Source organism: Streptomyces sp. A0592 (genome assembly GCF_004795115.1).
In the GTDB taxonomy this organism is placed as follows: Bacteria; Actinomycetota; Actinomycetes; order Streptomycetales; family Streptomycetaceae; genus Streptomyces; species Streptomyces erythrochromogenes.
The window spans coordinates 152,788-174,883 of record NZ_SSBM01000016.1; the positions used below are offsets into that span (position 1 = coordinate 152,788).

A 22,096-nucleotide genomic window follows, 5' to 3' on the forward strand; every position below is an offset into this window, starting at 1 on the left:
GCACCACACGAACGGGCCGGGCCCGGGACCTTTCGGTCCCGGGCCCGGCCCGTTCGGCTGTGCCGAGACGATCAGCTGTGCGCGCGCAGCAGCGACCGCATCGTCCGCATCGCCACCGACAGGTTCGCCAGGTCGAAGTCGTCCGAGCCCCGGATCTCCTCCAGGGTCGTCCGGGCCCGCCCGATGATCGCCGCGTTCTTCTCCTCCCACGCCTGGAAGCGCTCCTCGGGAGTGGAGGCGCCGTTGCCCACCGACAGCACGTCCGCGGTCAGGGCCGCGTGCGCCGCGAACAGGTCCTCGCGGATGGACGCGCGGGCCATGGACTGCCAGCGGTCGGCCCGCGGCAGCTCGATGATCCGGTCCATCAGCTGCGTGATGTCCAGGCGGTCGGCGAGGTCGTAGTACACCTCGGCGACACCCAGCGGGTCCACGCCCGTCCGGTCCGCGATCGCGACGATGTCCAGCGTCGGGAAGGCCGAGGAGAACCCGGCGACCTTCGCCGCCAGCTCCTCCGGCACGCCCTCGCCGGTCAGCTCGTCCATGACCAGCTGGTACCACTCCAGGTCCGCGCCGCGCACCAGCTTCGGCAGCTCCGCCCACACCTGGGCCACCCGCTCCCCGAAGAAGGCGATGGTCTCGGTGATCTGGAGCGGCTGAGGCCGGTTGTTGAGCAGCCAGCGGGTACCGCGCTCGACCAGGCGCCGCGAGTGCAGGCGCACCCGGGTCAGGACGTCCGCGGCCACCTTGTTGTCGAGCGCCTCGACCGCGTCCCACACGTCGGCCAGGCCGAAGATCTCGCGGGCCGCGAGCTGCGCCCGGACGATCTCCTCCGTGGAGGCGCCGGTCTCCTCCCGCAGGCGGTGCAGGAAGGTCGAGCCACCGGTGTTGACGGTGTCGTTGACCAGGATCGTCGTGATGATCTCGCGGCGCAGCGCGTGCGCGTCGATCTGCTCGGAGAACTTGTCTCCCAGGGCCGCCGGGAAGTACGCGAAGAGCAGGCGGCGCAGGTACGGGTCGTCCGGCAGCTCGGTGACGATGAGCTCGTCCGCCGTCGTGATCTTGGTGTACGCGAACAGTACGGCCAGCTCCGGCTGGGTCAGGCCCTTGCCGTTGTTCAGCAGCTCGCGGATCTGCCGGTCGGTGGGCAGGAACTCCAGCTCGCGGTTGAGCAGTCCGGCGCCCTCCAGGCGGCGCATGAAGCGCTGCTGGGCGTGGAGCAGGCTGGGCGCCTGGGCGGAGCCGTTGGCCAGCGCGGTGTTCTGCGCGTAGTTGTTGCGCAGCACCAGGTGGCCGACCTCGTCGGTCATCTGCGCGAGCAGCTTGTTGCGCTGCTTGACGGTCATGTCGCCGTCGGCGACGACCGCGTTGAGCAGGATCTTGATGTTCACCTCGTGGTCGGAGGTGTCCACGCCCGCGCTGTTGTCGATGGCATCGGTGTTGACCTTGCCGCCCTCGCCGCCGGCGCCGCTGCGGGCGAACTCGATCCGGCCGAGCTGGGTCAGGCCCAGGTTGCCGCCCTCGCCGATGACCTGCGCCCGCACGTCGGAGCCGTTGACGCGGATGGCGTCGTTGGCCTTGTCGCCGACGTCGGCGTGCGTCTCGGAGGTCGCCTTGACGTAGGTGCCGATGCCGCCGTTCCACACCAGGTCCACGGGGGCCTTGAGGATCGACTGCATGAGCTCGGCCGGGGTCATCTTGGTGACGCCGGCCTCGATGCCGAGGGCCGCGCGCATCTGCGCGGTGACCGGGACGGCCTTCGCCGAACGCGGGTGGATGCCGCCGCCCGCCGAGATGAGCGAGGTGTCGTAGTCCGCCCACGAGGAACGCGGCAGCTCGAACAGGCGCCGGCGCTCGGCGTACGAGGTCGCCGCGTCCGGAGTCGGGTCGATGAAGATGTGGCGGTGGTCGAAGGCGGCCACCAGGCGGATGTGCTCGGAGAGCAGCATGCCGTTGCCGAAGACGTCACCGGACATGTCGCCGACGCCGACGACGGTGAAGTCCTGGGTCTGGGTGTCGTGGCCGAGCTCGCGGAAGTGCCGCTTGACGGACTCCCACGCGCCGCGGGCGGTGATGCCCATGCCCTTGTGGTCGTAGCCGGCCGAGCCGCCGGAGGCGAAGGCGTCGCCGAGCCAGAAGCCGTAGGCCTCCGCCACGCCGTTGGCGATGTCGGAGAAGGTCGCGGTGCCCTTGTCGGCGGCGACGACGAGGTAGGTGTCGTCCTCGTCGTGGCGGACCACACTGCGCGGCGGCACGACCTCGCCGGCGACCATGTTGTCGGTGATGTCGAGCAGCGCCGAGATGAAGATCTTGTACGAGGCGATGCCCTCGGCGAGCCAGGCGTCGCGGTCCACCGACGGGTCGGGGAGGTTCTTGGCGACGAAGCCGCCCTTGGCGCCGACCGGCACGATGACGGTGTTCTTGACCATCTGCGCCTTGACCAGGCCGAGGATCTCCGTACGGAAGTCCTCGCGGCGGTCGGACCAGCGCAGGCCGCCTCGGGCGACCTTGCCGAAGCGCAGGTGGACGCCCTCGACGCGCGGGGAGTACACCCAGATCTCGAACGCCGGACGCGGCGCCGGCAGGTCCGGGATGGCCTGCGGGTCGAACTTCATCGACACGTAGGCGTGCTGCTCGCCGTGGGAGTCGAGCTGGAAGAAGTTCGTGCGCAGGGTCGCCTTGATGAGCGTGAGGAAGGCCCGCAGGATGCGGTCCTCGTCGAGCGAGGCGACCTGGTCCAGGGCCCCGTCGAGCTCCTCCAGCATGGCGTCCACGAGCTCGCTGCCGGCGGCCTGGCGGACGGGCGACATCCGGGCCTCGAAGAGCGAGACCAGCAGCCGGGTGGTGTGGACGTTGTTGCGGAGGGTGTCCTCCATGTAGTCCTGGCTGAAGGTGGAGCCGGCCTGGCGCATGTACTTGGCGTACGCGCGCAGGACGACGGCCTGGCGCCAGGTCAGACCGGCGCTCAGCACGAGGGTGTTGAAGTTGTCGTTCTCGGCCTGACCGTTCCAGACCGCCGCGAAGGCGTCCTGGAAGCGCTCGCGGGCGTCGTCGCCGAGGTCGCCCGCCGAGAGCCGCAGACCGAAGTCGTAGATCCACGCGTTCGTGCGGTCTGCGCAGCGCAGCTCGTACGGGCGCTCGTCGGTGACCTCGACGCCGAGGCGCTGGAGGACCGGCAGGACTGCGGACAGGGAGACCTGCTCACCGGCGCGGTAGATCTTGAAGCGGCGTTCGCCGGGGCCGGCGCCGACGGGCTCGTACAGCGACAGCGCGAAGTCCTTGTCGCTGCCGCGCAGCCTCTCCAGGTGCACGAGGTCGGCGACGGCGGCGCGCGGCGAGTGGTCGGCCTTGTAGCCCTCGGAGAAGGCGCTGCCGTAGTGGCGCAGCAGCTCCGCGGCGCGCTCCTCGCCGAGCTCGGCGTTGAGCGCCTGGTCGAAGCCGTCGGCCCAGGAGCGGGCGGCCTCGACGAGGCGGCCCTCGATGCGCTCGACGTCGCCGTCGGTCAGCACGGGCAGCTCGGTGCCCTGCGGGACACGGATGACGAAGTGGATGCGGGAGAGGATCGACTCGGTGTTCCAGGCGGTGAAGTCGACGCTGGTGCCGCCGAGCTCCTCGCGCAGGATGTCCATCAGGCGCAGCCGCACACCGGTGGTGAAGCGGTCGCGCGGCAGGTAGACCAGCGCCGAGTAGTAGCGCCCGTATTCGTCCTGGCGCAGGTACAGCCGCAGCCGGCGGCGTTCCTGGAGGTAGAGGACGGAGGTGACGATGGACTGGAGCTGGTCGACCGGGGTCTGGAACAGCTCGTCGCGCGGGTAGGTCTCCAGGATCTGCGTCAGGTCGCGGCCGTCGTGGCTGGCGGGCGAGAAGCCGGCCCGCTCCAGGACCTCGGCGACCTTGCGGCGGATGACCGGCACGCGGCGCACGGACTCGGTGTACGCGGCGGAGGAGAACAGGCCGAGGAAGCGGCGCTCGCCGACGACGTTGCCGTCGGCGTCGAACTTCTTGACGCCCACGTAGTCGAGGTACGAGGGGCGGTGCACGGTGGAGCGGCTGTTGGCCTTGGTCAGCACCAGCAGGCGGTGCTCGCGGGCCTTGGCGCGGGCGTCGGCCGGCAGCCGGTTGAAGGACGGCGAGACCGGGTGGCCGTCCTCCTTGCCGCTGTGGTGCGGGTCGGAGCGCAGGATGCCGAGGCCGGTGCCGGGCACGGCGGCCAGGGAGTCGCCGTCGACGAGGTTGTACTCGCGGTAGCCGAGGAAGGTGAAGTGGTCGTCGGCGAGCCAGCGCAGCAGCTCACGGGCCTCTTCGAGCTCGTACTCGCGCAGGTCCGGGGCGGTGGGCTCGTCGGGCAGGGCGTCGGCGATGCGCAGCGCTGCCTCGCGCATCTTCTCCCAGTCCTCGACGGACTCGCGCACGTCGGACAGGACGCGCTGCAGGTCGACGGTGATCTGCTTGAGGTCGGCGCGGTCGGTCTCGCGGTCGATCTCGACGTGGATCCAGGACTCGACGAGGGAGTCGTGGGGGCGCTCGGTGCGGGGGCCGTGCGCGTCGCAGTCGGGACCGAGGATCTCGATCAGCTTGCCGGTGATGTCACGGCGGACGACGACCTGCGGGTGGATCACGACGTGGATGCCGCGGCCCTGGCGGGACAGCTCGTTCGTCACGGAGTCCACGAGGAAGGGCATGTCGTCGGTGACGACCTCGACGACGGAGTGGCTGGAGGTCCAGCCGTTCTCCTCCACCGTGGGGGTGTGCACGCGTACGTTCGCGGTGCCCTGCGGCCGGTTCTCGGCCAGTCGGTAGTGGGAGAGCGCGGCTCCGAACACGTCGACCGGGTCCCGGTCCGTGAGGTCCTCGGGCGCCGTGTGCAGGTAGTAGCGCTGGAGGTAGGAGAGGACCGCGTCCCGGTCCGGACGCTCTCCCTGCTCGGACCCAGTCGGAAGTAGCCCCCCGGCCGGGCTGTGCTCAGCTACCCGGGCCGCCCGTGCGAGCAGCTCGGCCTTTGCTTCGTCCAGCTTGGTCTGCATGTCCTCTGGCTCCTGTCGCGCGCCATTGCGTGACGTAGGTGAAGGAAGGAATGACATAGCGCCGCGAGGCGGGGTATCCGTTCGGGATCGACGCTATGCCGTCGAGAGAGCCGACCGGGAGGGAATGAGCCAAGATCGGCCGAAGGTCCCGGTGGCGGGGATCAGCGATGGCCCGGGCACTGTCGTGCGCCGGGCGCAGGCCGGAGGCTCCAGTGCCCCCGATGGATATCGCGCTGATCACGGGTACAAGGCTATCCCGACCTACCCCCAGGTCGTCATTCGCTGCATCTGTACAAATCTTGGGGTGGAACTTTGACACTCTGGCCAGCGACGCGGCAGGCCGTCCGTGCAGCGGCCTGTCCAGTCGCTATTCGGCCAGCTCGCGAGCTGTCAGAACGGCCTCCGCCAGGGTGTCCACGACCGGCACTCCGGCTGATTCCAGACTGCGGCGGCTGTGCGAACCGCCCGTGTAGAGCACGGCGCGGGCGCCGACGTGCGCGGCCGCGAGTGCGTCGTCCACGGCGTCTCCGATGAGGACCGTACGGTCGGCGGTCACCCCCGTCGTGTGCAGGGCCTCCATGTGGCGTACGAGATGTCCCGCCTTGGAGGTGTGGGAGGGGCCGGTCCGCCCGTCGACGCGCAGGAAGTGCACGTCGATGCCGTGGTCGCGCACGAGGGGGACGAGCCTGTCGTGGGGTGCGAGGGACAGCAGGGACTGGGTGAGCCCGCCGAGCTGCCACTCCCGGAGCAGGTCCCGGGCGCCCTCGGCGAGCCCGGCGTCCGCGGCGGCGGCCCAGTAGTGGCGGTGGAAGGTCTCGTCCATGACGAGCCACTCCGCCTCGGTGGGCAGCCGCCCCATGAGGCGCTCGTAGAACTTCGGCACCGGTACGACATACAGCTCGCGGTACGTCTCCAGCGTGATCGGCTCGAAGCCGAGCTCGGCGAAGGAGGCGTTCGTCGCGGCCATGACGGCGTCGATGTCGTGGAGCAGCGTGCCGTTCCAGTCCCAGACGATGTGGTTCGTGTGCGTCATTTCAGCAGCCCCGGGATCTCCTGGACGCCGAACCACAGCAGCTCGTGGTCGTCGGCTCCGTCGACGGTGACCTGCGCGTCCTCGTCCCCGGCGTCGGCGGTGGTGAGGGCCAGCGCGGCAGCGGCCACGTCCTCGTCGGCGTCGTCGGCGTCCACGTGCACGGCGGCGGCCACGGTCAGGCGCACGGCGGCGCCGAGGCTCACCCGGCCGATGGCGGCCTCGTCGGCCCCGGGGACGGCGGTGGCGGCCTTGTCGTCCACGTCGAGGGCTACGACGACGCGCCGCCGGGGCGCGCCGGGGTCGGCGGCGAGCATCCGCAGCGAGGCGGCCGCGGCCCGGCCCAGGGCCGCGTACTCCAGCTCCTCGATGTCGTCCGAGACGTACCACTCGCGCAGGCCGGGGGTGACGGCGTACGCCATCAGCGGGGCGGGGCCCAGCTCACCCGCCTGGTGCACCTCGGCGAGCCCGGGGAGGGTCAGGGGGACGTACACGCGCATGGCCGGCTGCTTTCGGTAGTCGGAAACGCCCCCAGGATACGACTCGGAGGTGGTCGGCCGGGGTCCGGCAGGGTGACGGCCGCCGTCCCCCATCGGGGTGCCGCGGCCCGATGGGCGCCCGTCCACCCGCGGCCCCTGCCCCGGGCCGTCCCGCCCCCGCGGCGGCGGTGCGCGCACTCGGATAGGTGAACCGGGCCGGCTGCGGTCCGGGGCCGGCCGGTGGTTGCGGAGCGTGTTCGCCGACCGTAGAAGGTCCCCATCAAGTTACCGCCCGGTACCGCTCCGGGCCCGGCCTGTTCGGGGGCAGATCGCGATGGACACCACGACGCGCGGCACGATCGGCAGCAACGGCGGCCGCCGCCGGCCCGCCGGCCGCTCCGGGACCCGCCCGGCCGGACGCCGCGACCAGCGCCGCCCCGCGGGCCCCTCGGGCGCCCTGCGCCTCGGTCCACACCACTGGTTCGCCGAACGCCTCCTCGCCGTGGTCAGCGGCCGGCGCCCGGTCCACTCGCTCCTCGGCCACACCATCGGCCCGGCCTACCAGCAGCTGGTGAACCTCGCGCCCGCCGAGCAGGCTCTGCGCACACGCCTGTCACCCGTCGTGCGCCAGTGCGGCCGCTTCATCCCCGGCCCGGGCGTCATCGAGGCCTTCGCCCGCATCTCCACCGGCGACCGCGTCACGGCCATGGCCTTCCGCCTGGAACAGGGCCCGGACCTCCGCTGGCGCTGCGCGGCGGTGGAGATCCAGGGCCCGCGCCCATGAGCCCCTCCCCGGCCCCGCCCCGGCGGCGTTCGAGGCGCGGGGTTCGGGGCGGAGCCCCCGCAAGGGCGCCGCACCGGCCCCCGGCACCGGACCGCCACCCCGGCGGGAGCCGGGCGGCGGGAGCCGGGCGGCGGGAGCCGGGCGGCGGGAGCCGGGCGGCGGGAGCCGGGCGGCGGGAGCCGGGCGGCGGGAGCCGGGCGGCGGGAGCGAAACGGCCGGGGCCGGACACCCGACGGTGTCCGGCCCCGGCCGACCGATCGACCCTGCAGCGGGCTACTTCTTGCGGCGGCGCCCGCCCGCGGCCTTCTGCGCCTTGCGGCGCTCGGCCCGCGTCATCCCGTCGCCCGCGTCGCTGTCGAAGTCGCCCTCGATCACGCCGCCCTCACCGTCGACCGTCGGCGCGGAGAAGTGCAGCCGGTCCGGACGCTGCGGCGCGTCCAGCCCCTTCGCCCGGATCTCCGGACGGGCGGCCGCTGCCGCCGGCTCCTTCGTCAGCGACGGCGCGGCGTCCTGCACCGGAAGCTCCTCGACCTGCTGCTCGACCTGGACCTCCAGGTTGAACAGGTAGCCGACGGACTCCTCCTTGATGCCGTCCTGCATGGCGTTGAACATGTCGAAGCCCTCGCGCTGGTACTCGACCAGCGGGTCCTTCTGGGCCATCGCCCGCAGGCCGATGCCCTCCTGCAGGTAGTCCATCTCGTACAGGTGCTCACGCCACTTGCGGTCCAGCACCGACAGGACCACGCGCCGCTCCAGCTCGCGCATGATCTCGGAGCCGAGGGCCTTCTCGCGGGCCTCGTACTGCTCGTGGATGTCGTCCTTGACGGACTCCGCGATGAATTCGGCGGTGATGCCCGCACGGTCGCCCGCGGCGTCCTCCAGCTCCTCGATGGTGACCTTCACCGGGTAGAGCTGCCGGAAGGCGTTCCACAGCCGCTCCAGGTCCCACTCCTCGGCGAAGCCCTCGACCGTCTCGGCCGCGATGTACGCGTCGATCGTGTCGTCCATCATGTGGCGCACCTGCTCCTGGAGGTCCTCGCCCTCCAGGACGCGGCGGCGCTCGCCGTAGATGACCTCGCGCTGGTTGTTGAGGACCTCGTCGTACTTCAGGACGTTCTTGCGCGTCTCGAAGTTCTGGGTCTCGACCTGCGACTGGGCCGACGCGATCGCCCGCGTCACCATCTTGTTCTCGATCGGCACGTCGTCCGGCACGTTCGCCATCGCCATGACGCGCTCGACCATCTGCGCCTTGAACAGGCGCATCAGGTCGTCACCGAGCGACAGGTAGAAGCGGGACTCGCCCGGGTCTCCCTGACGGCCGGAGCGGCCGCGCAGCTGGTTGTCGATACGGCGCGACTCGTGACGCTCGGTGCCCAGCACGTACAGCCCGCCGAGGCCCTTGACCTCCTCGAACTCCGCCTTCACGGCCGCCTCGGCCCGGGTGAGCGCCTCGGGCAGGGCGTGCGCCCACTCCTCGATGTGCTCCTCGGGGTCCAGGCCGCGCTGGCGCAGCTCCGCCTCGGCGAGGTCGTCCGGGTTGCCGCCGAGCTTGATGTCGGTACCGCGGCCGGCCATGTTGGTGGCGACGGTGACCGCGCCGCGGCGGCCGGCCTGGGCGACGATGGTCGCCTCACGGTCGTGCTGCTTGGCGTTGAGCACCTCGTGCGGGATGCCGCGCTTGGAGAGCTGCTGCGAGAGGTACTCGGACTTCTCGACCGACGTCGTGCCGACGAGGATCGGCTGGCCCGTCTCGTGCTTCTCCGCGATGTCATCGACGACGGCGGCGAACTTCGCGACCTCGGTCCGGTAGATCAGGTCGGGCTGGTCCTTGCGGACCATGTCGCGGTTGGTCGGGATCGGGACGACGCCGAGCTTGTAGATCTGGTGGAACTCGGCGGCCTCGGTCATGGCCGTACCGGTCATGCCCGACAGCTTCGAGTACAGGCGGAAGAAGTTCTGCAGGGTGATCGTGGCGAGGGTCTGGTTCTCGTCCTTGATGTCCACCCCTTCCTTCGCCTCGATCGCCTGGTGCATGCCCTCGTTGTAGCGGCGGCCGGCGAGGATACGGCCGGTGTGCTCGTCGACGATCATGACTTCGCCGTCGATGACGACGTAGTCCTTGTCCTTCTTGAACAGTTCCTTCGCCTTGATGGCGTTGTTCAGGTAGCCGACGAGCGGGGTGTTCACCGACTCGTAGAGGTTCTCGATGCCGAGCCAGTCCTCGACCTTGGCGACACCGGCCTCGTGGATGCCGACGGTGCGCTTCTTCTCGTCGACCTCGTAGTCGCCGGTCTCCTCGATGCCCTTGAGCGGCTGGCCTGCCTCGCCCTTGGTCAGGCGGGTGACGAGCTTGGCGAAGTCCGCGTACCACTTCGTGGCCTGGTCCGCGGGACCGGAGATGATCAGCGGGGTGCGGGCCTCGTCGACGAGGATCGAGTCGACCTCGTCGACCACGGCGAAGTTGTGGCCGCGCTGGACCAGCTCGTCCTGGGACCACGCCATGTTGTCGCGCAGGTAGTCGAAGCCGAACTCGTTGTTCGTGCCGTAGGTGATGTCGCAGCCGTACTGCTCACGACGCTGCGCCGGCGACATGTTCGCCAGGATGCAGCCGATGGACAGGCCCAGGAACTTGTGGACGCGGCCCATCATCTCGGAGTCGCGCTCGGCCAGGTAGTCGTTCACCGTGATCAGGTGGACGCCCTTGCCGGACAGCGCGTTCAGGTACGCGGGCAGGGTACCGACGAGGGTCTTGCCCTCACCGGTCTTCATCTCGGCGACGTAGCCGAGGTGCAGCGCCGCGCCACCCATGATCTGGACGTCGTAGTGGCGCTGGCCGAGGACGCGCTTGGCCGCCTCGCGCACCGTCGCGAAGGCCTCGGGCAGCAGGTCGTCCAGGCTCTCACCGTCCTGGAAGCGCTGCTTGTACTCGTCCGTGAGCGCCCGCAACTCGGCGTCGGAGAGGTTGACGAAGTCCTCTTCGATGGAGTTGACCTGGTCCGCGATGCGGTGCAGTTTGCGCAGGATCTTGCCTTCGCCTGCACGCATGAGCTTGTTGAAGACGGACACTGAGGCTGGTCTCCTTGCCGGTCGGGCCTGGGCACTGTACGTACACGGGCACGGCAGGTGGGCCCCACCGCAACGGCCATCGTAAGCGAGGACGCGGCCGCGTCGGGAGGTCCGCCGTTCCCACGAGGGCGCGGGTGCCCGGATTGAGAACGTACGGGGGACACCGAAGGTGCCGCATCCCCCGCGTGGATTCCCGAAAAGTGTTCGCCCCGGGCCCGCGGCGGCAGCAGAATCCGCGCATGGAGCCCACCACGCTGACCACCGAGCGCCTCGTCCTCAGACCCTTCGCCACCGGGGACGCCCCCGAGGTGTACGCCGCCTGCCAGGACCCGGAGATCCAGCGCTGGAACGAGGTCCCCTCCCCCTACGGGCGCGCGCACGCGGACACCTGGGTGGAGGAGACGGTGCCGGCCGGCTGGCGCGAGGACACCGCGTACAGCTTCGCGGTCCGGCTCGGCGCCCAGGGCCCGCTGGTGGCGGCCCTGGGCGTGCACCCGCGCGGCGAGTCCGTGTTCGAGGTCGGCTTCTGGGCGGTGAAGGAGCACCGGGGCCGGGGCTACGTCACCGAGGCCGTGGGCGCCGCCGCCCGCTGGGCCTTCGCCGAGCTCGGGGCCGGACGCCTGGAGTGGCGGGCGGAGCTCGGCAACGCGGCCTCCCGGGCCGTCGCCGAGAAGGCCGGCTTCCGGCTGGAGGGGATCCTGCGCGCCGGGATCTCCCACCACGGCACCATGCGCGACTGCCACGTCGGCGGCCTGCTCCCCTCCGACCTGGACCTGCCCTCGCGCCTGCCGTACCTGCCCTCGCCCACGGCCTGACCGCCCACGTCCCGTCCTGTCCCGTCCTGCTGTCAGTGGCACGCCCTAGGCTTCGGCGCATGACCAGCCTGCCGCCGCCGACCGTGTCCCTGTCCGCCGACGAGGCCCGCCGGATCGCCCTGCGCGCGCAGGGCTTCCTCGGAGCCCCCGACCGGCGCGGCGGGGTCCGCGGGGTCCTGCGCCACCTGGGCGCCGTCCAGCTCGACACCATCTCGGTGCTGGCCCGCTCGCACGAGCTGATCCCGTACGCGCGGCTCGGCGCGGTCGGCCGGGACGCCGTGGAGAAGGCCTACTGGAGCGATGGGCACGCCTTCGAGTACTGGTCGCACGCGGCCTGCATCCTGCCCATCGAGGAATGGCCGCATTTCGCCTTCCGCCGCCGTGCCAACCGGGCGCGCGGCCACCGCTGGCACATCCTGGAGGACAAGCAGCAGTCGACGCGGGCGGTCCTGGACCGGCTGAAGGCGGACGGCCCGCTGACCTCCACCGAGCTGGGCGGCGCCAAGAACGGCGGCGAGTGGTTCGAGTGGTCCGAGACCAAGATCGCGGTGGAGTGGCTGCTCGACACCGGCGAGGTGGTGTGCAGCGAGCGCCGCGGCTGGAAGCGGGTCTACGACCTGCCCGAGCGGGCCGTGCCCGACGCGCTGCTCCACGACGACCTGGACGACCGGGAGTGCCTGCGCCGCCTGGTCGCCCTGGCCGGCCGGTCCCTCGGCGTCGGCACCCGCGCCGACATCGCGGACTACCACCGGCTCAAGGGGGAGCAGTTCGACGCGGTCGTCGCGGACTCCGGGCTGGTCCCGGTCGAGGTGGAGGGCTGGTCCAAGCCGGCCTGGGCGGACCCGTCGGCCCTCGCGACGGCTCCGCGGGGCCGCCACCGCACGACACTGCTGTCCCCCTTCGACTCCCTGGTCTGGGACCGTCCGCGGACGGAGCGGATCTTCGGCTTCACGCACCGCCTGGAGGCGTACGTCCCCAAGCCCAAGCGGATACACGGGTACTTCGCGATGCCGCTGCTGGCGGGCGGCCGGCTCCAGGGCCGCGTCGACCCGGCCCGCGAGGGCCGCACGCTGGTCGCCCGTCAGCTCTCCCTGACCTCTCCCGCGGCCGCCGCCCCGATGGCGCGGGCCCTGCGGGAGGCGGCGGAGTGGGTCGGCTGCGACGCGGTCCGCGTCGAGCGCGCCCAGAACGCCGCCGAGGCCGCCGCGGTGACGGCCGAACTGGCGGCACTGGGCGGCACCTGGCCGGCCCGCTGCCGGCCGGCGGCAGGAGCTGGTGCTGTGACCGGAAGGTGAACCCTTCCGGTCACAGCACTAGCGGATCTCCAGGATCTTCTCCCGCATCGCGTAGACCACGGCCTCCATCCTGGAGTGCAGCTGGAGCTTCTCCAGGATGTTGCGGACGTGGTTCTTCACGGTGTTCTCCGAGATGAACAACTCCTTCGCGATGTCGCGGTTGTTCATGCCGGTGGCCACCAGCTTGAGGACCTCCAGCTCCCGGTCCGTCAGCCGCGGCGCCGGTACCAGCCGCCGCTCGTCGGTCCGCTGGATCATCGACTTGAACTCGGTGAGGAGCTTCGACGCCATCGAAGGGCTGATCTGCGACTGGCCGTCGGCCACCGCCCGGATCGCCGTGGCCACCTCGTCCGTGGAGATCTCCTTCAGGAGGTAGCCGGTCGCGCCCGCCTTGATCGCGTCGTAGAGGTCCGCCTCCTCGTCGCTGATCGTCAGCATGATGATCTTCGCGGAGGGGGCCACCTCCTTGATCGAGGTACACGCCTCGATGCCGCCGCGCCGGGGCATCCGCACGTCCATCAGCACGATGTCCGGCAGCAGGTCCGCCGCCTTGTCGACCGCCTCCGCGCCGTCCCCGGCCTCGCCCACGACCTGGATGTCCTCCTCCTGGGCGAGGACGATCTCCAGTCCCCGCCGGAAGAGCGCGTGGTCGTCGACCACGAGGACCCGGATGGGCTCCCCGGCCGACGCACCGTCGGTTTCCTCCGACGGGTCCGCCCCGCGGCAGGCCGCGCCGTCGCCCGCGCGTACCGGACCGAAGCTGTCCGCCATCGTCCCTCCCCCTGCATGGTGCTGAGCTGCCGAGCCAACCGGACACGTTCCGCAGCCGGTTGACTGCCCGCCATGATTCCATGCCCGCACCACGGCGCGGGGGATGCCGGCGGACCTCCTGGCGCATACCCGCCATGCAGGTGCCCCCGCGGAGGCGCCGGAGCGTCCCGCGGGGGCAGCGAACGGTCTGCTCAGCCGCCGAGCGCGCCACCCGCGCCGCCGGGCGGCTCCTCCGAGCTGGAGGCCCCGTCGGGGTTCACGTGGATGACGCCGTAGTCATAGGCGTGACGCCGGTAGACGACACTGGGCAGCTTCGTCTCGGAGTCGACGAACAGATAGAAGTCGTGGCCGACCAGCTCCATCTCGTACAGAGCCTGGTCGAGCGACATGGGCGCGGCGGAGTGGGTCTTCTCGCGGACGATGAGCGGGCCTTCGCCCTGCACTTCGATGGATCCGATCCGGGTGATCGGAACCCCGTCCGTCTTCTCCTCGGTGACCACCTGGCCACTGCCGTTGAGCGACGCGACACCCGGCACGACGTCGGCGACCTCTGCCGCCGAGAGCCGGCCGTTGCCACGGCGGGTGTAGCGCTTGTCGTGCTGCTTGCGCAGCCGGGCCTCCAGCTTGTCCTGAGCGAGGTCCAGCGCCGCGTACGCGTCGGCCGCGGCGGCCTCGGCCCGGATCACCGGGCCCCGCGAACGCAGGGTGATCTCCACGCGGTCGGAACGGTCGGCCTGACGCGGGTTGTGCTCCTTGGACACCTCGACGTCCAAGCTGATCACCTTGGCGTCGAGCTTCTGGATCCGCTCCGGATTCAGCTTCTCGGCCACGTGCTTGCGGAACCGCTCGGGCACCTCGGTCTTGCGGCCCTTGACGACGATGTCCACGCAGAACTCCGTTCCCGGATAGCTCCGCCCGACGGGGCGAAGCGTCTCCCTTTCGCACCAGACTCCGGTGAAGGCCGGAGCCTCGGACTTGGCGACTTTCACCTCCTCCTCCCCCATCGGCAAGATCTACACCCCACCGACTTCGGAGTCGAGAGAACAGCCTCCTGAGTTCCTTACAACCGAACATATCCCTGTATGACGGTTGTCGGCACCCGCTACTGGCACGTACTTCCAGTCCAGTGGCCGTTCCCTCGTACTACCTGCAACGATGGGCCTTCCCCTCCAGTTCCAAATGTATTCACGGGATTTTCCTCCCCGAGACGTTGCAGGTCACCGCGCCGCAGTCCGGGGACCTCGCGCGAAGGAGTCGGCCGGCGCGGCGACCACGGCTGCCCGCAGCGCGGCTCCCGGCCCCGCCGCCGGTCCCTCCACCAGACCCGCCGCGCGCACCGCCCGGGCCGCCTCGGCCAGCGTCGCCCCGGTGGTGACCACGTCGTCCACCAGTACGATCCGCGCGCCGCCCGTCAGCCGGGCCCCGCCCCGGCGCACCGCCAGCGCCCCGGCGAGGTTCTCCCGGCGCTCCCGGGCCCGCAGGCCCGCCTGGTCCGCCACCGCCCGCCGCAGCCCGAGTACGGGCGCCACGCGCGCGGGAACCCCGGCCCGCCGCAGCCGCCCCGCCGCGGCCAGGGCGATCCTGCGCGCCGGATCGTGCCCGCGCGCCCGCACCTGCCGCCGCGCCGACGGGACCGGCACCAGCGCCACCTCGCCCGGCCCGGGCACCGTCCCGCCCGCCAGGACGGCCGCCGCCAGCGCGGCGCCCAGCACCCCGGCCAGCGGGAGCGCCCCGCGCTCCTTGTGGGCCAGCAGAACGGCGCGTACGGCTCCCTCGTAGGCGGCGGCAGCCTGTACCACCGGCAGCCCCTCGGGAGCCGGAGACGGCCGCACCAGCCCCGCCTCGGCCCCGCTGAGCGCGCCCCTGCAGTCGGCGCACACCAGCACGCGGACGGCACCGCACCCGGCGCAGTCCACCGGCAGGACCAGCCCGGCAAGCTCCTGCCACCACCCCCGCATGGCACCACCCTCGCGGCCCGGCCCCCGGGCCGCCACCCCTGTGGACGACCGCCCGGCCCCGGACCGCCGCGGCCCGGCCCGGCCCGCGCGGACCCGCGGGCTGCCGTACCTCAGCCCGGGTACACCGGGGAGCGGCCGCCCTCGACCACCGTGCGCCACTGCGCCCCCGGCGGCAGCCAGACGATCCCGTCCTCCGAGAACGCCACCACGGGCTTCGGCTTCGACTCGTCCTCCGCGGCCGCGACCGCGACCTCGGCCAGCCCCGTGGCCCCCGGCAGGCTCGCCGCGACCATCGAGCCGTCCGCCAGCATGTAGCGGGCCTGCTGCACCCCGCCCTTCTCGCGGCCCACCACGAGCAGCCGGCCCCGCGGGGCCCAGCTCATCGTCGTCACGTTCTCCATCTGCGGCGCCGCGGGACGCAGCTCGCGCACCGACACCGCGGAGACGTCGCCCTTCGCGTCGGGCCGCTCGATCCGCCCGATGTAAAGGATCTTGCTGGTGGCGTCCTTCTCCAGCAGCAGCGCGATCCGCGCGCCGTCGGCGGACACCTTCAGCGAGGCGATCCGCTGGCCGTCCAGCCCCGCCACCTGCACCCTCTCGGGCGTTCCGGTCCCGCCCGGCACCCGCCACAGCCCCGGGTGCTGCGGATCCCGGTCGGCCACCCACAGGTCGCCCGAGGCGTCCCAGCTCGGCGCCGTCAGCGTCTCCGCCTTGCCGCCCCTGCCGATCGGCACCTGCGCCGGCATCGGACCGCCCCCGACCAGCGACACGATGTACAGCCCGTGCCCGTCCTCCGAGACCACGGCCGCGCGCCGCTCGTCGTGCGAGACCGCCGCCGAGCTGACCTTGAACACCGGAACGGTCGCCAGCGGCCCCGGCACCGGCTCGGTACGGGTCTGCTGGTCCTCGCTGCTCACGTCGAGCTTCATCCGGACCAGCCGCTTCTCGTTGTCCACGAAGTACTGGAACTCGGGAATCTTGGGCCGGTTGGCGATCGCGTCCGCGCTCACCGAGGTCACCGAACACAGCGACGACGTCTTGTCGTCACTGGAGCGCAGCAGTTCGACCTGGTCGAGCCGAGAGCCCGTCAGGTCCTTGACCGTGTACAGGAGTTGGGTGGCCATCTTCTTGCACTGCGGCTGCGCGACGTTGCCCACCTTGTCGTTCAGCGGCACGCGCAGCGTGTTCTGGCCGTCGTACGAAAGGGACTTGGTGCCCGTGCGCAGTTCCGTACCGGTGGGGAAGCTGGACTCCACGACCGGCGCGAGCCACCGGGACGGCCCGGCGAGCAGTGACTGCACCGTCTGCGTGGTCGGGTCCATCCGCGAATCGGGGTCGGTGCGCTGGCGCACGTAGACCGGGTCGGCGACGAGCGTGTTGCCCGCGAAGTAGTACTTGTTCACCGGCATGTAGATGCGCTGGAAGTCGGACTCGCTGAGCACGAGGCCGCTCGGCGGCGTCGAGATGCGCCACTGCTTGTCCTCGTCCTGGACGAGCTGGAGCTGCTCCTCGTACTCCTTCGCCCCGGTCTGCGGCTGGTACGCGCTGTGCTCGTCGACGGTCGCGAGCTTCTTGCCGGTCACCTTCCAGCGGGGCCCCTCGGGGTCCTTCTCGCCCCGGACCGCGACCCGGTTGAGGCCGGAGGAGAGCACGGTGACGGCGGAGCTCGGCTTCCAGGACTTCGCTGCGGCCGGCGTGAGGTACTTGCGGGCGGTCTCCAGCTGCGGGTCGTCGCTGGTCATCGCCTCCAGGAAACCGTCGACGATCTCCGCCGGGGAGGCCTTGTCCGCAGGCGGCACGCCGAACACCCGCACCTGCGAGTCCACGCCCTGCGAGGCCTGCACCGCGCGGATCTCACCGCTGCTGGGCATCGAGGCGCAGCCCGCCAGGAGCAGCCCAGCCGTTCCGAAGGCGTACGCCCGCACCGTGCGCAGGCGCCGGCCCTCCACCCGTGCGCTCCCCCACCGCGCGTCCACGGGCTCACCGTCCATCGGCTCGGTCCTCCTGTTGTGCCTGCTCGGCGGGGCGGGCCACGACCCGGGCTCCGTTCCCCGGCAGGGCGGTCGGGTCGGCGGGCACCGACTGCGCCCCGGCGACGGGCGGGCGCGGAGGTATCGGCGAGCGGTCCCCGGCCTCGGCCGCCGGGCGCTCCGCCCCGGTGCCGGAGGCCGCGGCCGCGGCGTCCGCGGCGGCCCTGGCCCGGTTCGCCCGGGAGTCCTCGGGCTCCAGCGGGATGGGCGAGCCCCGCAGCGGCTCGTCCGCCGTGCGCGGCAGCGTCAGCCGGAACTGCGAACCGCCGCCCGGCTCGCCCCAGGCCTGGAGCCAGCCGCCGTGCAGCCGGGCGTCCTCGACGGCGATGGACAGGCCCAGGCCGGTCCCGCCGGTCGTGCGCGCCCGCGCCGGGTCGGCCCGCCAGAAACGGTTGAAGACGCGGGTCGCCTCGCCGGGCTTGAGCCCGACGCCGTAGTCCCGTACGGCGACGGCCACGGCCCCGCCCGCGGACGCCAGCCGGACCACCACGTCCCGTCCCTCGCCGTGCTCCACGGCGTTGACGACAAGGTTGCGCAGCACCCGCTCGACGCGCCGCGAGTCCGCCTCGGCGATCACCGGCTGGGAGTCGCCGAGGACGCGGATCCGGGTGCCCTTGTGCTCCGCGAGCGGCTCGGCCCCGTCGATGACGCGGCGCACCACCTCGCGCAGGTCGATCGGCTCGGCTTCCAGGGCCGCCGCCCCGGCGTCGAAGCGGCTGATCTCCAGCAGGTCGGCGAGGAGCGACTCGAAACGGTCGAGCTGCCCGGCGAGCAGCTCGGCGGAGCGCGCGGTCACCGGGTCGAAGTCGACGCGGGCGTCGTGGATGACGTCGGCGGCCATCCGCACCGTCGTCAGCGGGGTCCGCAGCTCGTGGCTGACGTCCGAGACGAACCGGCGCTGCATCCGCGACAGCTCCTCCAGCTGCTGGATCTTGCTCTGAAGGTTCTGCGCCATCTTGTTGAAGGCCTCGCCGAGACGCGCGATGTCGTCCTCGCCGGTGACCTTCATCCGCTCCTGGAGCCGCCCGGCCGAGAGCCGCTCGGCGATCCCGGCGGCCATCCGGACCGGGGTCACCACCTGGCGTACGACGAGCCAGGCGATACCGCAGAGCAGGACGACGACGAACAGCCCCGCGGTCACGATGGTGACCTTGATCAGATTGAGGGACTCCTCCTCCTGCGTGAGCGGGAAGAGGTAGTACAGGTCGTACGGATCCCCGTTGATGTCGGTCAGCCGCTTGCCGACGACCAGCGCCGGCTCGGGCGCCTTCTTGTCGGCCCCGCTGGTGTAGCGGATCTCCGAGAAGGTCTTGAACGTGCCGGTGGCGTGGTTGACGGCCCGCCGCAGACTGATCGGCACACTGGCCGTCGGATCCACGTTCCCGGAGGCGCGGGCACCCCGGACGCCCTGCGCACCGGGCTGGGGCTGCTCCCCGGTGCCGGCACCGAGCGCGGCCACCTCGAAGGCGGTCTGCCCACCACTGGCCAGCTGCTTGACCAGGGAGTTCATCCACGTACTGGCGTCACGGCCGACCTTGTTGTCGGTCACGTCGGGCCCGTCCACCGTCGCGGGGGTGTTGGCCTTCTCCTGCGCCACCGCGAATCCGCCCGCGGCCTGGCTCTGCGCGGCCTCCTCCTTCGCGTCGAGGAGACCCTTGCTGACCTGCGCGATGACGACGAAGCCCAGGGCCAGGACCACGGACAGCGAGATCAGCAGGGTGGCCGCGACCACCCGCAGCTGGATGTTGCGGCGCCACAGCCGGACAGCCGGAAGCAGCGGCCGTCGTACGAGACGTACGAACAGCCGCAGCACCCTGCCGGCGGGCGCCCCGTCCCGGAGCAGCCTGCCGGTCCACAGGCGGGAACCGCCCCGGACCCTGCCCGAGGTGCCGGACTGCACGTCAGCTGGGTCCGGCCTTGTAGCCGACACCGCGCACCGTCACGACGATCTCGGGGCGCTCCGGGTCCTTCTCGACCTTCGAGCGCAGACGCTGCACATGCACGTTGACCAGGCGGGTGTCCGCCGCGTGCCGGTAGCCCCAGACCTGCTCCAGCAGCACCTCGCGGGTGAACACCTGCCAGGGCTTGCGCGCGAGCGCGACCAGCAGGTCGAACTCGAGCGGGGTCAGGGCGATCGAGGCCCCGTCGCGCTTGACCGAGTGCCCGGCCACGTCGATGACCAGGTCACCGATGGCCAGCTGCTCGGGCGCGGGCTCCTCCGACCGGCGCAGACGGGCTCGGATACGTGCCACCAGCTCCTTCGGCTTGAACGGCTTGACGATGTAGTCGTCGGCCCCGGACTCCAGGCCCACGACCACGTCCACCGTGTCGCTCTTGGCGGTGAGCATGACGATCGGCACGCCGGACTCGGCCCTGATCAGCCTGCACACCTCTATGCCGTCCCGTCCGGGCAGCATGAGGTCCAGCAGGACCAGATCGGGCTTCGCCTCCCGGAAGGCGGCCAGCGCCTTGTCACCGTCCGCTACGAACGACGGCTCAAAACCTTCTCCCCGCAGCACAATGCCGAGCATCTCGGCCAGCGCGGTGTCGTCGTCGACGACGAGGACGCGTCCCTTCATGGTTGACATCATCCCATTAGCCAATCGTGACAAGGCGGTGAGCTGTCCCACAGCCAAAAGGGCTGGAAATCGCCCCTCGGACCTGCGTGGACATCCGCTCGACCGGTCTGACCCGGATCCGGGCGACAATTGAAGGTAAGGGCTGCCGGGCAACCGGGGGGACGGCTGGTCCGTTCGGGGTCCTCACGTGGCACGATGGCAGCGACCAGCGCCCCCGCCGCAGCAGGTGGATGTGAAGGAGCGACGATGAACGACTCTCCGGGCTGGGCTACGCCCGGATCCTCTCCGTCCGACGGCGATCGGCAGGGAACCCCCGCCGACCGGCCCGACAGCGACGGCGGCGCGCAGCAGCCCGCACGGCCCACCGGCGACCCCAAGTGGTCCGCCGAGCAGCCGCCGCCCGGCCAGTGGTCGAGCCCCGGCGCCACACCCCCCGCCGACACCCCCCAACCCCCGGCGCAGCCCGCCGGCGGCTGGGGAGCGCAGCCCGGCACCCCGTACGGCGGCCGGCAGGCCTACCCGGGCGGCCCGGGCCAGTGGGGCCAGCCCCCCGCCGCCGCCAAGCCCGGAGTGATCCCGCTGCGCCCGCTGGGCCTCGGCGAGATCCTCGACGGCTCGGTCGCCACCATGCGCACGCACTGGCGCTCGGTCGTGCCCATCACCCTGGTCGTGGCCACGGTCATCCAGGTCATCAGCGTCCTCGTGCAGAAGTTCATGCTGAGCGACCTGCCGCTGAGCTCGACCGAGGACATGACCGCCGAAGAGGCGATCGACACCCTCGGCAGCTCCCTCGCCGTATCCGTGGTGAACCAGTTCATCCAGATCCTCGGGACGATCGTGGTCACCGCGATGCTCACGATGATCTTCAGCCGGGCCATCCTGGGACAGCACTCCTCGGTCTCCGCCGCCTGGCGCGACGCCCGCCCCCAGCTGCTGCGCCTGATCGGCCTGACCCTGCTGCTGGCCCTCGGCATCATCCTGCTCGGCGCCGTCCTGGTCCTGCCGGGAGCCCTCGCGGGCAACATCGGCCTGGCCGTCGTCGGCTTCGTCGCCTGGCTGCCGCTCATCATCTGGCTCGGGATCAGGTTCAGCCTGGCCTCCCCCGCCCTGATGCTGGAGAAGAGCACCGTCATCAAGGCGTTCGCGCGCTCCTGGAAGCTCGTCGGCGGCTCCTGGTGGCGCATCTTCGGCATCACGCTCCTCACCAGCCTGATCGCCTTCATGGTCGCGCTGATGGTCGTGGCACCGTTCCAGATGGTCGGCATCTTCGCCGTCGGCGGCGGCATGGACGCCCTGGAGGACGGCAGCGCCCAGACCGCGTGGGGACCGCTGATCTTCTCCGGCATCGGCCTGATCATCGCCCAGACGATCATCATGCCCATCCAGTCCGGCGTCACCGTCCTCCTCTACGTCGACCAGCGCATCCGCCGCGAGGGCCTCGACCTGGAGCTCGCCCGGGCGGCCGGTATCGAGAACTACGGCACGACCGGAGGCTGACCCACCGATGATGAGCACGGGGGGCCTCATCACCCGCACCGCGGCACTCCTGCCGACCGCGGAGACACCACCGGTGACGACACCGCGCGCGCCCGCCCAGGAGGCGGCGGAGCGCGAACTGTCCAAGCCGATGTACCACGAGAACGACCCGAGCCTGGTGGACCGCGCCCTGCGCGCGTTCTTCGACTGGCTCGACGACCTGTTCGGCGCCGCCTCCGGGGCGACCCCCGGGGGCACCGCGGGCCTGGTCGCCATCGTCCTCCTGGTCGTCCTCGCCGTCGCCGCCCTGTGGTGGCGCCTGGGCGCCCCCCGCCGCGCGGCCGCCACCGCCGGCACCCTCTTCGACGACGGCATCCGCAGCGCGGCCGACCACCGCACCGCCGCCGAGGCCCACGCCGCCGCCGGCCGCTGGACGGAAGCCGTCCAGGAACGCATGCGCGCCCTGGTCCGCTCCCTGGAGGAGCGCACCCTGCTGGACCCGCGCCCGGGCCGCACCGCCGACGAGGCCGCCGCCGAAGCCGCGGTCTCCCTGCCCGACCACGCCGCCGACCTCCGCGCCGCCGCCCGCACCTTCGACGACGTCACCTACGGCGGCCGCACCGCCGACGCCGACGCCTACGCCCGCCTGCGCACCCTCGACCTCACCCTGGACCGCGCCAAGCCGCTCCTGACGGGACCCACCGCATGACCGGCCAGCACGGAACCGGAAGCACGCCGGACCACCCTTCGGACGCCGGCGAAGCCTGGCGGGTACCGTCCGACACCGCCGGT

15 protein-coding genes are annotated in these 22,096 nt (G+C 71.8%); 5 read left to right on the forward strand and 10 right to left on the reverse strand.

Annotated features, from left to right (window positions below; genetic code table 11):
* Nucleotides 1–71 precede the first annotated feature (71 nt).
* The 3 genes from E6U81_RS23075 to E6U81_RS23085 all read right to left on the reverse strand — a co-directional run bounded on the left by E6U81_RS23075 (nucleotide 72) and on the right by E6U81_RS23085 (nucleotide 6,551).
* Nucleotides 72–5,021, reverse strand: a complete 4,950-nt coding sequence (locus E6U81_RS23075; protein WP_136231975.1) for an NAD-glutamate dehydrogenase — start codon at nucleotides 5,019–5,021, stop codon at nucleotides 72–74.
* A gap of 367 nt (nucleotides 5,022–5,388) precedes the next feature.
* Complete coding sequence (locus E6U81_RS23080; protein WP_136231976.1) at nucleotides 5,389–6,054, reverse strand: HAD family hydrolase; 666 nt, start codon at nucleotides 6,052–6,054, stop codon at nucleotides 5,389–5,391.
* A complete protein-coding gene (locus E6U81_RS23085) occupies nucleotides 6,051–6,551 on the reverse strand; it encodes a hypothetical protein (protein WP_136231977.1) in 501 nt (166 codons plus the stop codon). The genes E6U81_RS23080 and E6U81_RS23085 overlap by 4 nt, the downstream gene beginning before the upstream one ends.
* 313 nt (nucleotides 6,552–6,864) lie before the next feature.
* On the opposite strand from E6U81_RS23085, the gene E6U81_RS23090 reads away from it, so the two are divergent.
* Nucleotides 6,865–7,314, forward strand: coding sequence for an Rv3235 family protein (locus tag E6U81_RS23090; RefSeq protein WP_240803960.1), 450 nt, complete (start codon nucleotides 6,865–6,867; stop codon nucleotides 7,312–7,314).
* A 273-nt stretch (nucleotides 7,315–7,587) separates the two neighbouring features.
* Here the strand turns inward: E6U81_RS23090 and secA are convergent, their stop codons facing one another.
* Nucleotides 7,588–10,380 (reverse strand): preprotein translocase subunit SecA, encoded by a 2,793-nt coding sequence (gene secA / locus E6U81_RS23095; RefSeq protein WP_136231978.1) that lies wholly within the window; start codon nucleotides 10,378–10,380, stop codon nucleotides 7,588–7,590.
* A gap of 239 nt (nucleotides 10,381–10,619) precedes the next feature.
* Between secA and E6U81_RS23100 the strand changes: the two genes are divergently transcribed.
* Nucleotides 10,620–11,195, forward strand: coding sequence for a GNAT family N-acetyltransferase (locus E6U81_RS23100; RefSeq protein ID WP_136231979.1), 576 nt, complete (start codon nucleotides 10,620–10,622; stop codon nucleotides 11,193–11,195).
* Between the two features lie 59 nt (nucleotides 11,196–11,254).
* Nucleotides 11,255–12,490 carry a crosslink repair DNA glycosylase YcaQ family protein gene (locus tag E6U81_RS23105; RefSeq protein ID WP_136231980.1) on the forward strand — a complete coding sequence of 412 codons (1,236 nt, stop codon included), beginning with the start codon at nucleotides 11,255–11,257 and terminating at the stop codon, nucleotides 12,488–12,490.
* 18 nt (nucleotides 12,491–12,508) lie between these two features.
* Here E6U81_RS23105 and E6U81_RS23110 read toward each other — a convergent pair whose 3' ends face one another.
* The 6 genes from E6U81_RS23110 to mtrA all read right to left on the reverse strand — a co-directional run bounded on the left by E6U81_RS23110 (nucleotide 12,509) and on the right by mtrA (nucleotide 19,840).
* Nucleotides 12,509–13,261 (reverse strand): response regulator transcription factor, encoded by a 753-nt coding sequence (locus E6U81_RS23110; RefSeq protein ID WP_136231981.1) that lies wholly within the window; start codon nucleotides 13,259–13,261, stop codon nucleotides 12,509–12,511.
* A 191-nt stretch (nucleotides 13,262–13,452) separates the two neighbouring features.
* The gene (gene raiA / locus E6U81_RS23115; RefSeq protein WP_136231982.1) at nucleotides 13,453–14,265 is read right to left on the reverse strand and encodes a ribosome-associated translation inhibitor RaiA; all 813 of its coding nucleotides are present in this window, start codon (nucleotides 14,263–14,265) and stop codon (nucleotides 13,453–13,455) included.
* A gap of 213 nt (nucleotides 14,266–14,478) precedes the next feature.
* Entirely contained in the window at nucleotides 14,479–15,219 is a 741-nt protein-coding gene (locus tag E6U81_RS23120; RefSeq protein ID WP_136231983.1) for a ComF family protein, read from the reverse strand.
* A gap of 110 nt (nucleotides 15,220–15,329) precedes the next feature.
* Nucleotides 15,330–17,210 (reverse strand): LpqB family beta-propeller domain-containing protein, encoded by a 1,881-nt coding sequence (locus tag E6U81_RS23125; protein WP_240803961.1) that lies wholly within the window; start codon nucleotides 17,208–17,210, stop codon nucleotides 15,330–15,332.
* Complete coding sequence (mtrB, locus tag E6U81_RS23130) at nucleotides 17,200–19,062, reverse strand: MtrAB system histidine kinase MtrB (protein WP_136232007.1); 1,863 nt, start codon at nucleotides 19,060–19,062, stop codon at nucleotides 17,200–17,202. The genes E6U81_RS23125 and mtrB overlap by 11 nt, the downstream gene beginning before the upstream one ends.
* Before the next feature lie 88 nt (nucleotides 19,063–19,150).
* Nucleotides 19,151–19,840: a two-component system response regulator MtrA gene (gene mtrA, locus E6U81_RS23135; protein ID WP_189747360.1), complete on the reverse strand. Its 690-nt coding sequence runs from the start codon at nucleotides 19,838–19,840 to the stop codon at nucleotides 19,151–19,153.
* 234 nt (nucleotides 19,841–20,074) lie between these two features.
* Between mtrA and E6U81_RS23140 the strand changes: the two genes are divergently transcribed.
* Both E6U81_RS23140 and E6U81_RS23145 read left to right on the forward strand, forming a co-directional pair.
* Nucleotides 20,075–21,325 carry a glycerophosphoryl diester phosphodiesterase membrane domain-containing protein gene (locus tag E6U81_RS23140; protein ID WP_136231984.1) on the forward strand — a complete coding sequence of 417 codons (1,251 nt, stop codon included), beginning with the start codon at nucleotides 20,075–20,077 and terminating at the stop codon, nucleotides 21,323–21,325.
* Nucleotides 21,326–21,335: 10 nt separating this feature from the next.
* Nucleotides 21,336–22,013, forward strand: coding sequence for a DUF4129 domain-containing protein (locus E6U81_RS23145; RefSeq protein ID WP_136232008.1), 678 nt, complete (start codon nucleotides 21,336–21,338; stop codon nucleotides 22,011–22,013).
* Nucleotides 22,014–22,096: the final 83 nt, after the last annotated feature.

Bases quoted from the DNA above. Each gene is read 5' to 3' on its own strand.
- E6U81_RS23110 (WP_136231981.1), bottom strand. From the start codon at position 13,261: ATGGCGGACAGCTTCGGTCCGGTACGCGCGGGCGACGGCGCGGCCTGC.
- E6U81_RS23090 (WP_240803960.1), top strand. From the start codon at position 6,865: ATGGACACCACGACGCGCGGCACGATCGGCAGCAACGGCGGCCGCCGC.
- E6U81_RS23085 (WP_136231977.1), bottom strand. From the start codon at position 6,551: ATGCGCGTGTACGTCCCCCTGACCCTCCCCGGGCTCGCCGAGGTGCAC.
- E6U81_RS23080 (WP_136231976.1), bottom strand. From the start codon at position 6,054: ATGACGCACACGAACCACATCGTCTGGGACTGGAACGGCACGCTGCTC.
- E6U81_RS23120 (WP_136231983.1), bottom strand. From the start codon at position 15,219: ATGCGGGGGTGGTGGCAGGAGCTTGCCGGGCTGGTCCTGCCGGTGGAC.
- E6U81_RS23145 (WP_136232008.1), top strand. From the start codon at position 21,336: ATGAGCACGGGGGGCCTCATCACCCGCACCGCGGCACTCCTGCCGACC.
- raiA (WP_136231982.1), bottom strand. From the start codon at position 14,265: ATGGGGGAGGAGGAGGTGAAAGTCGCCAAGTCCGAGGCTCCGGCCTTC.
- E6U81_RS23140 (WP_136231984.1), top strand. From the start codon at position 20,075: ATGAACGACTCTCCGGGCTGGGCTACGCCCGGATCCTCTCCGTCCGAC.
- E6U81_RS23075 (WP_136231975.1), bottom strand. From the start codon at position 5,021: ATGCAGACCAAGCTGGACGAAGCAAAGGCCGAGCTGCTCGCACGGGCG.
- E6U81_RS23125 (WP_240803961.1), bottom strand. From the start codon at position 17,210: ATGGACGGTGAGCCCGTGGACGCGCGGTGGGGGAGCGCACGGGTGGAG.
- mtrA (WP_189747360.1), bottom strand. From the start codon at position 19,840: ATGATGTCAACCATGAAGGGACGCGTCCTCGTCGTCGACGACGACACC.
- E6U81_RS23100 (WP_136231979.1), top strand. From the start codon at position 10,620: ATGGAGCCCACCACGCTGACCACCGAGCGCCTCGTCCTCAGACCCTTC.
- E6U81_RS23105 (WP_136231980.1), top strand. From the start codon at position 11,255: ATGACCAGCCTGCCGCCGCCGACCGTGTCCCTGTCCGCCGACGAGGCC.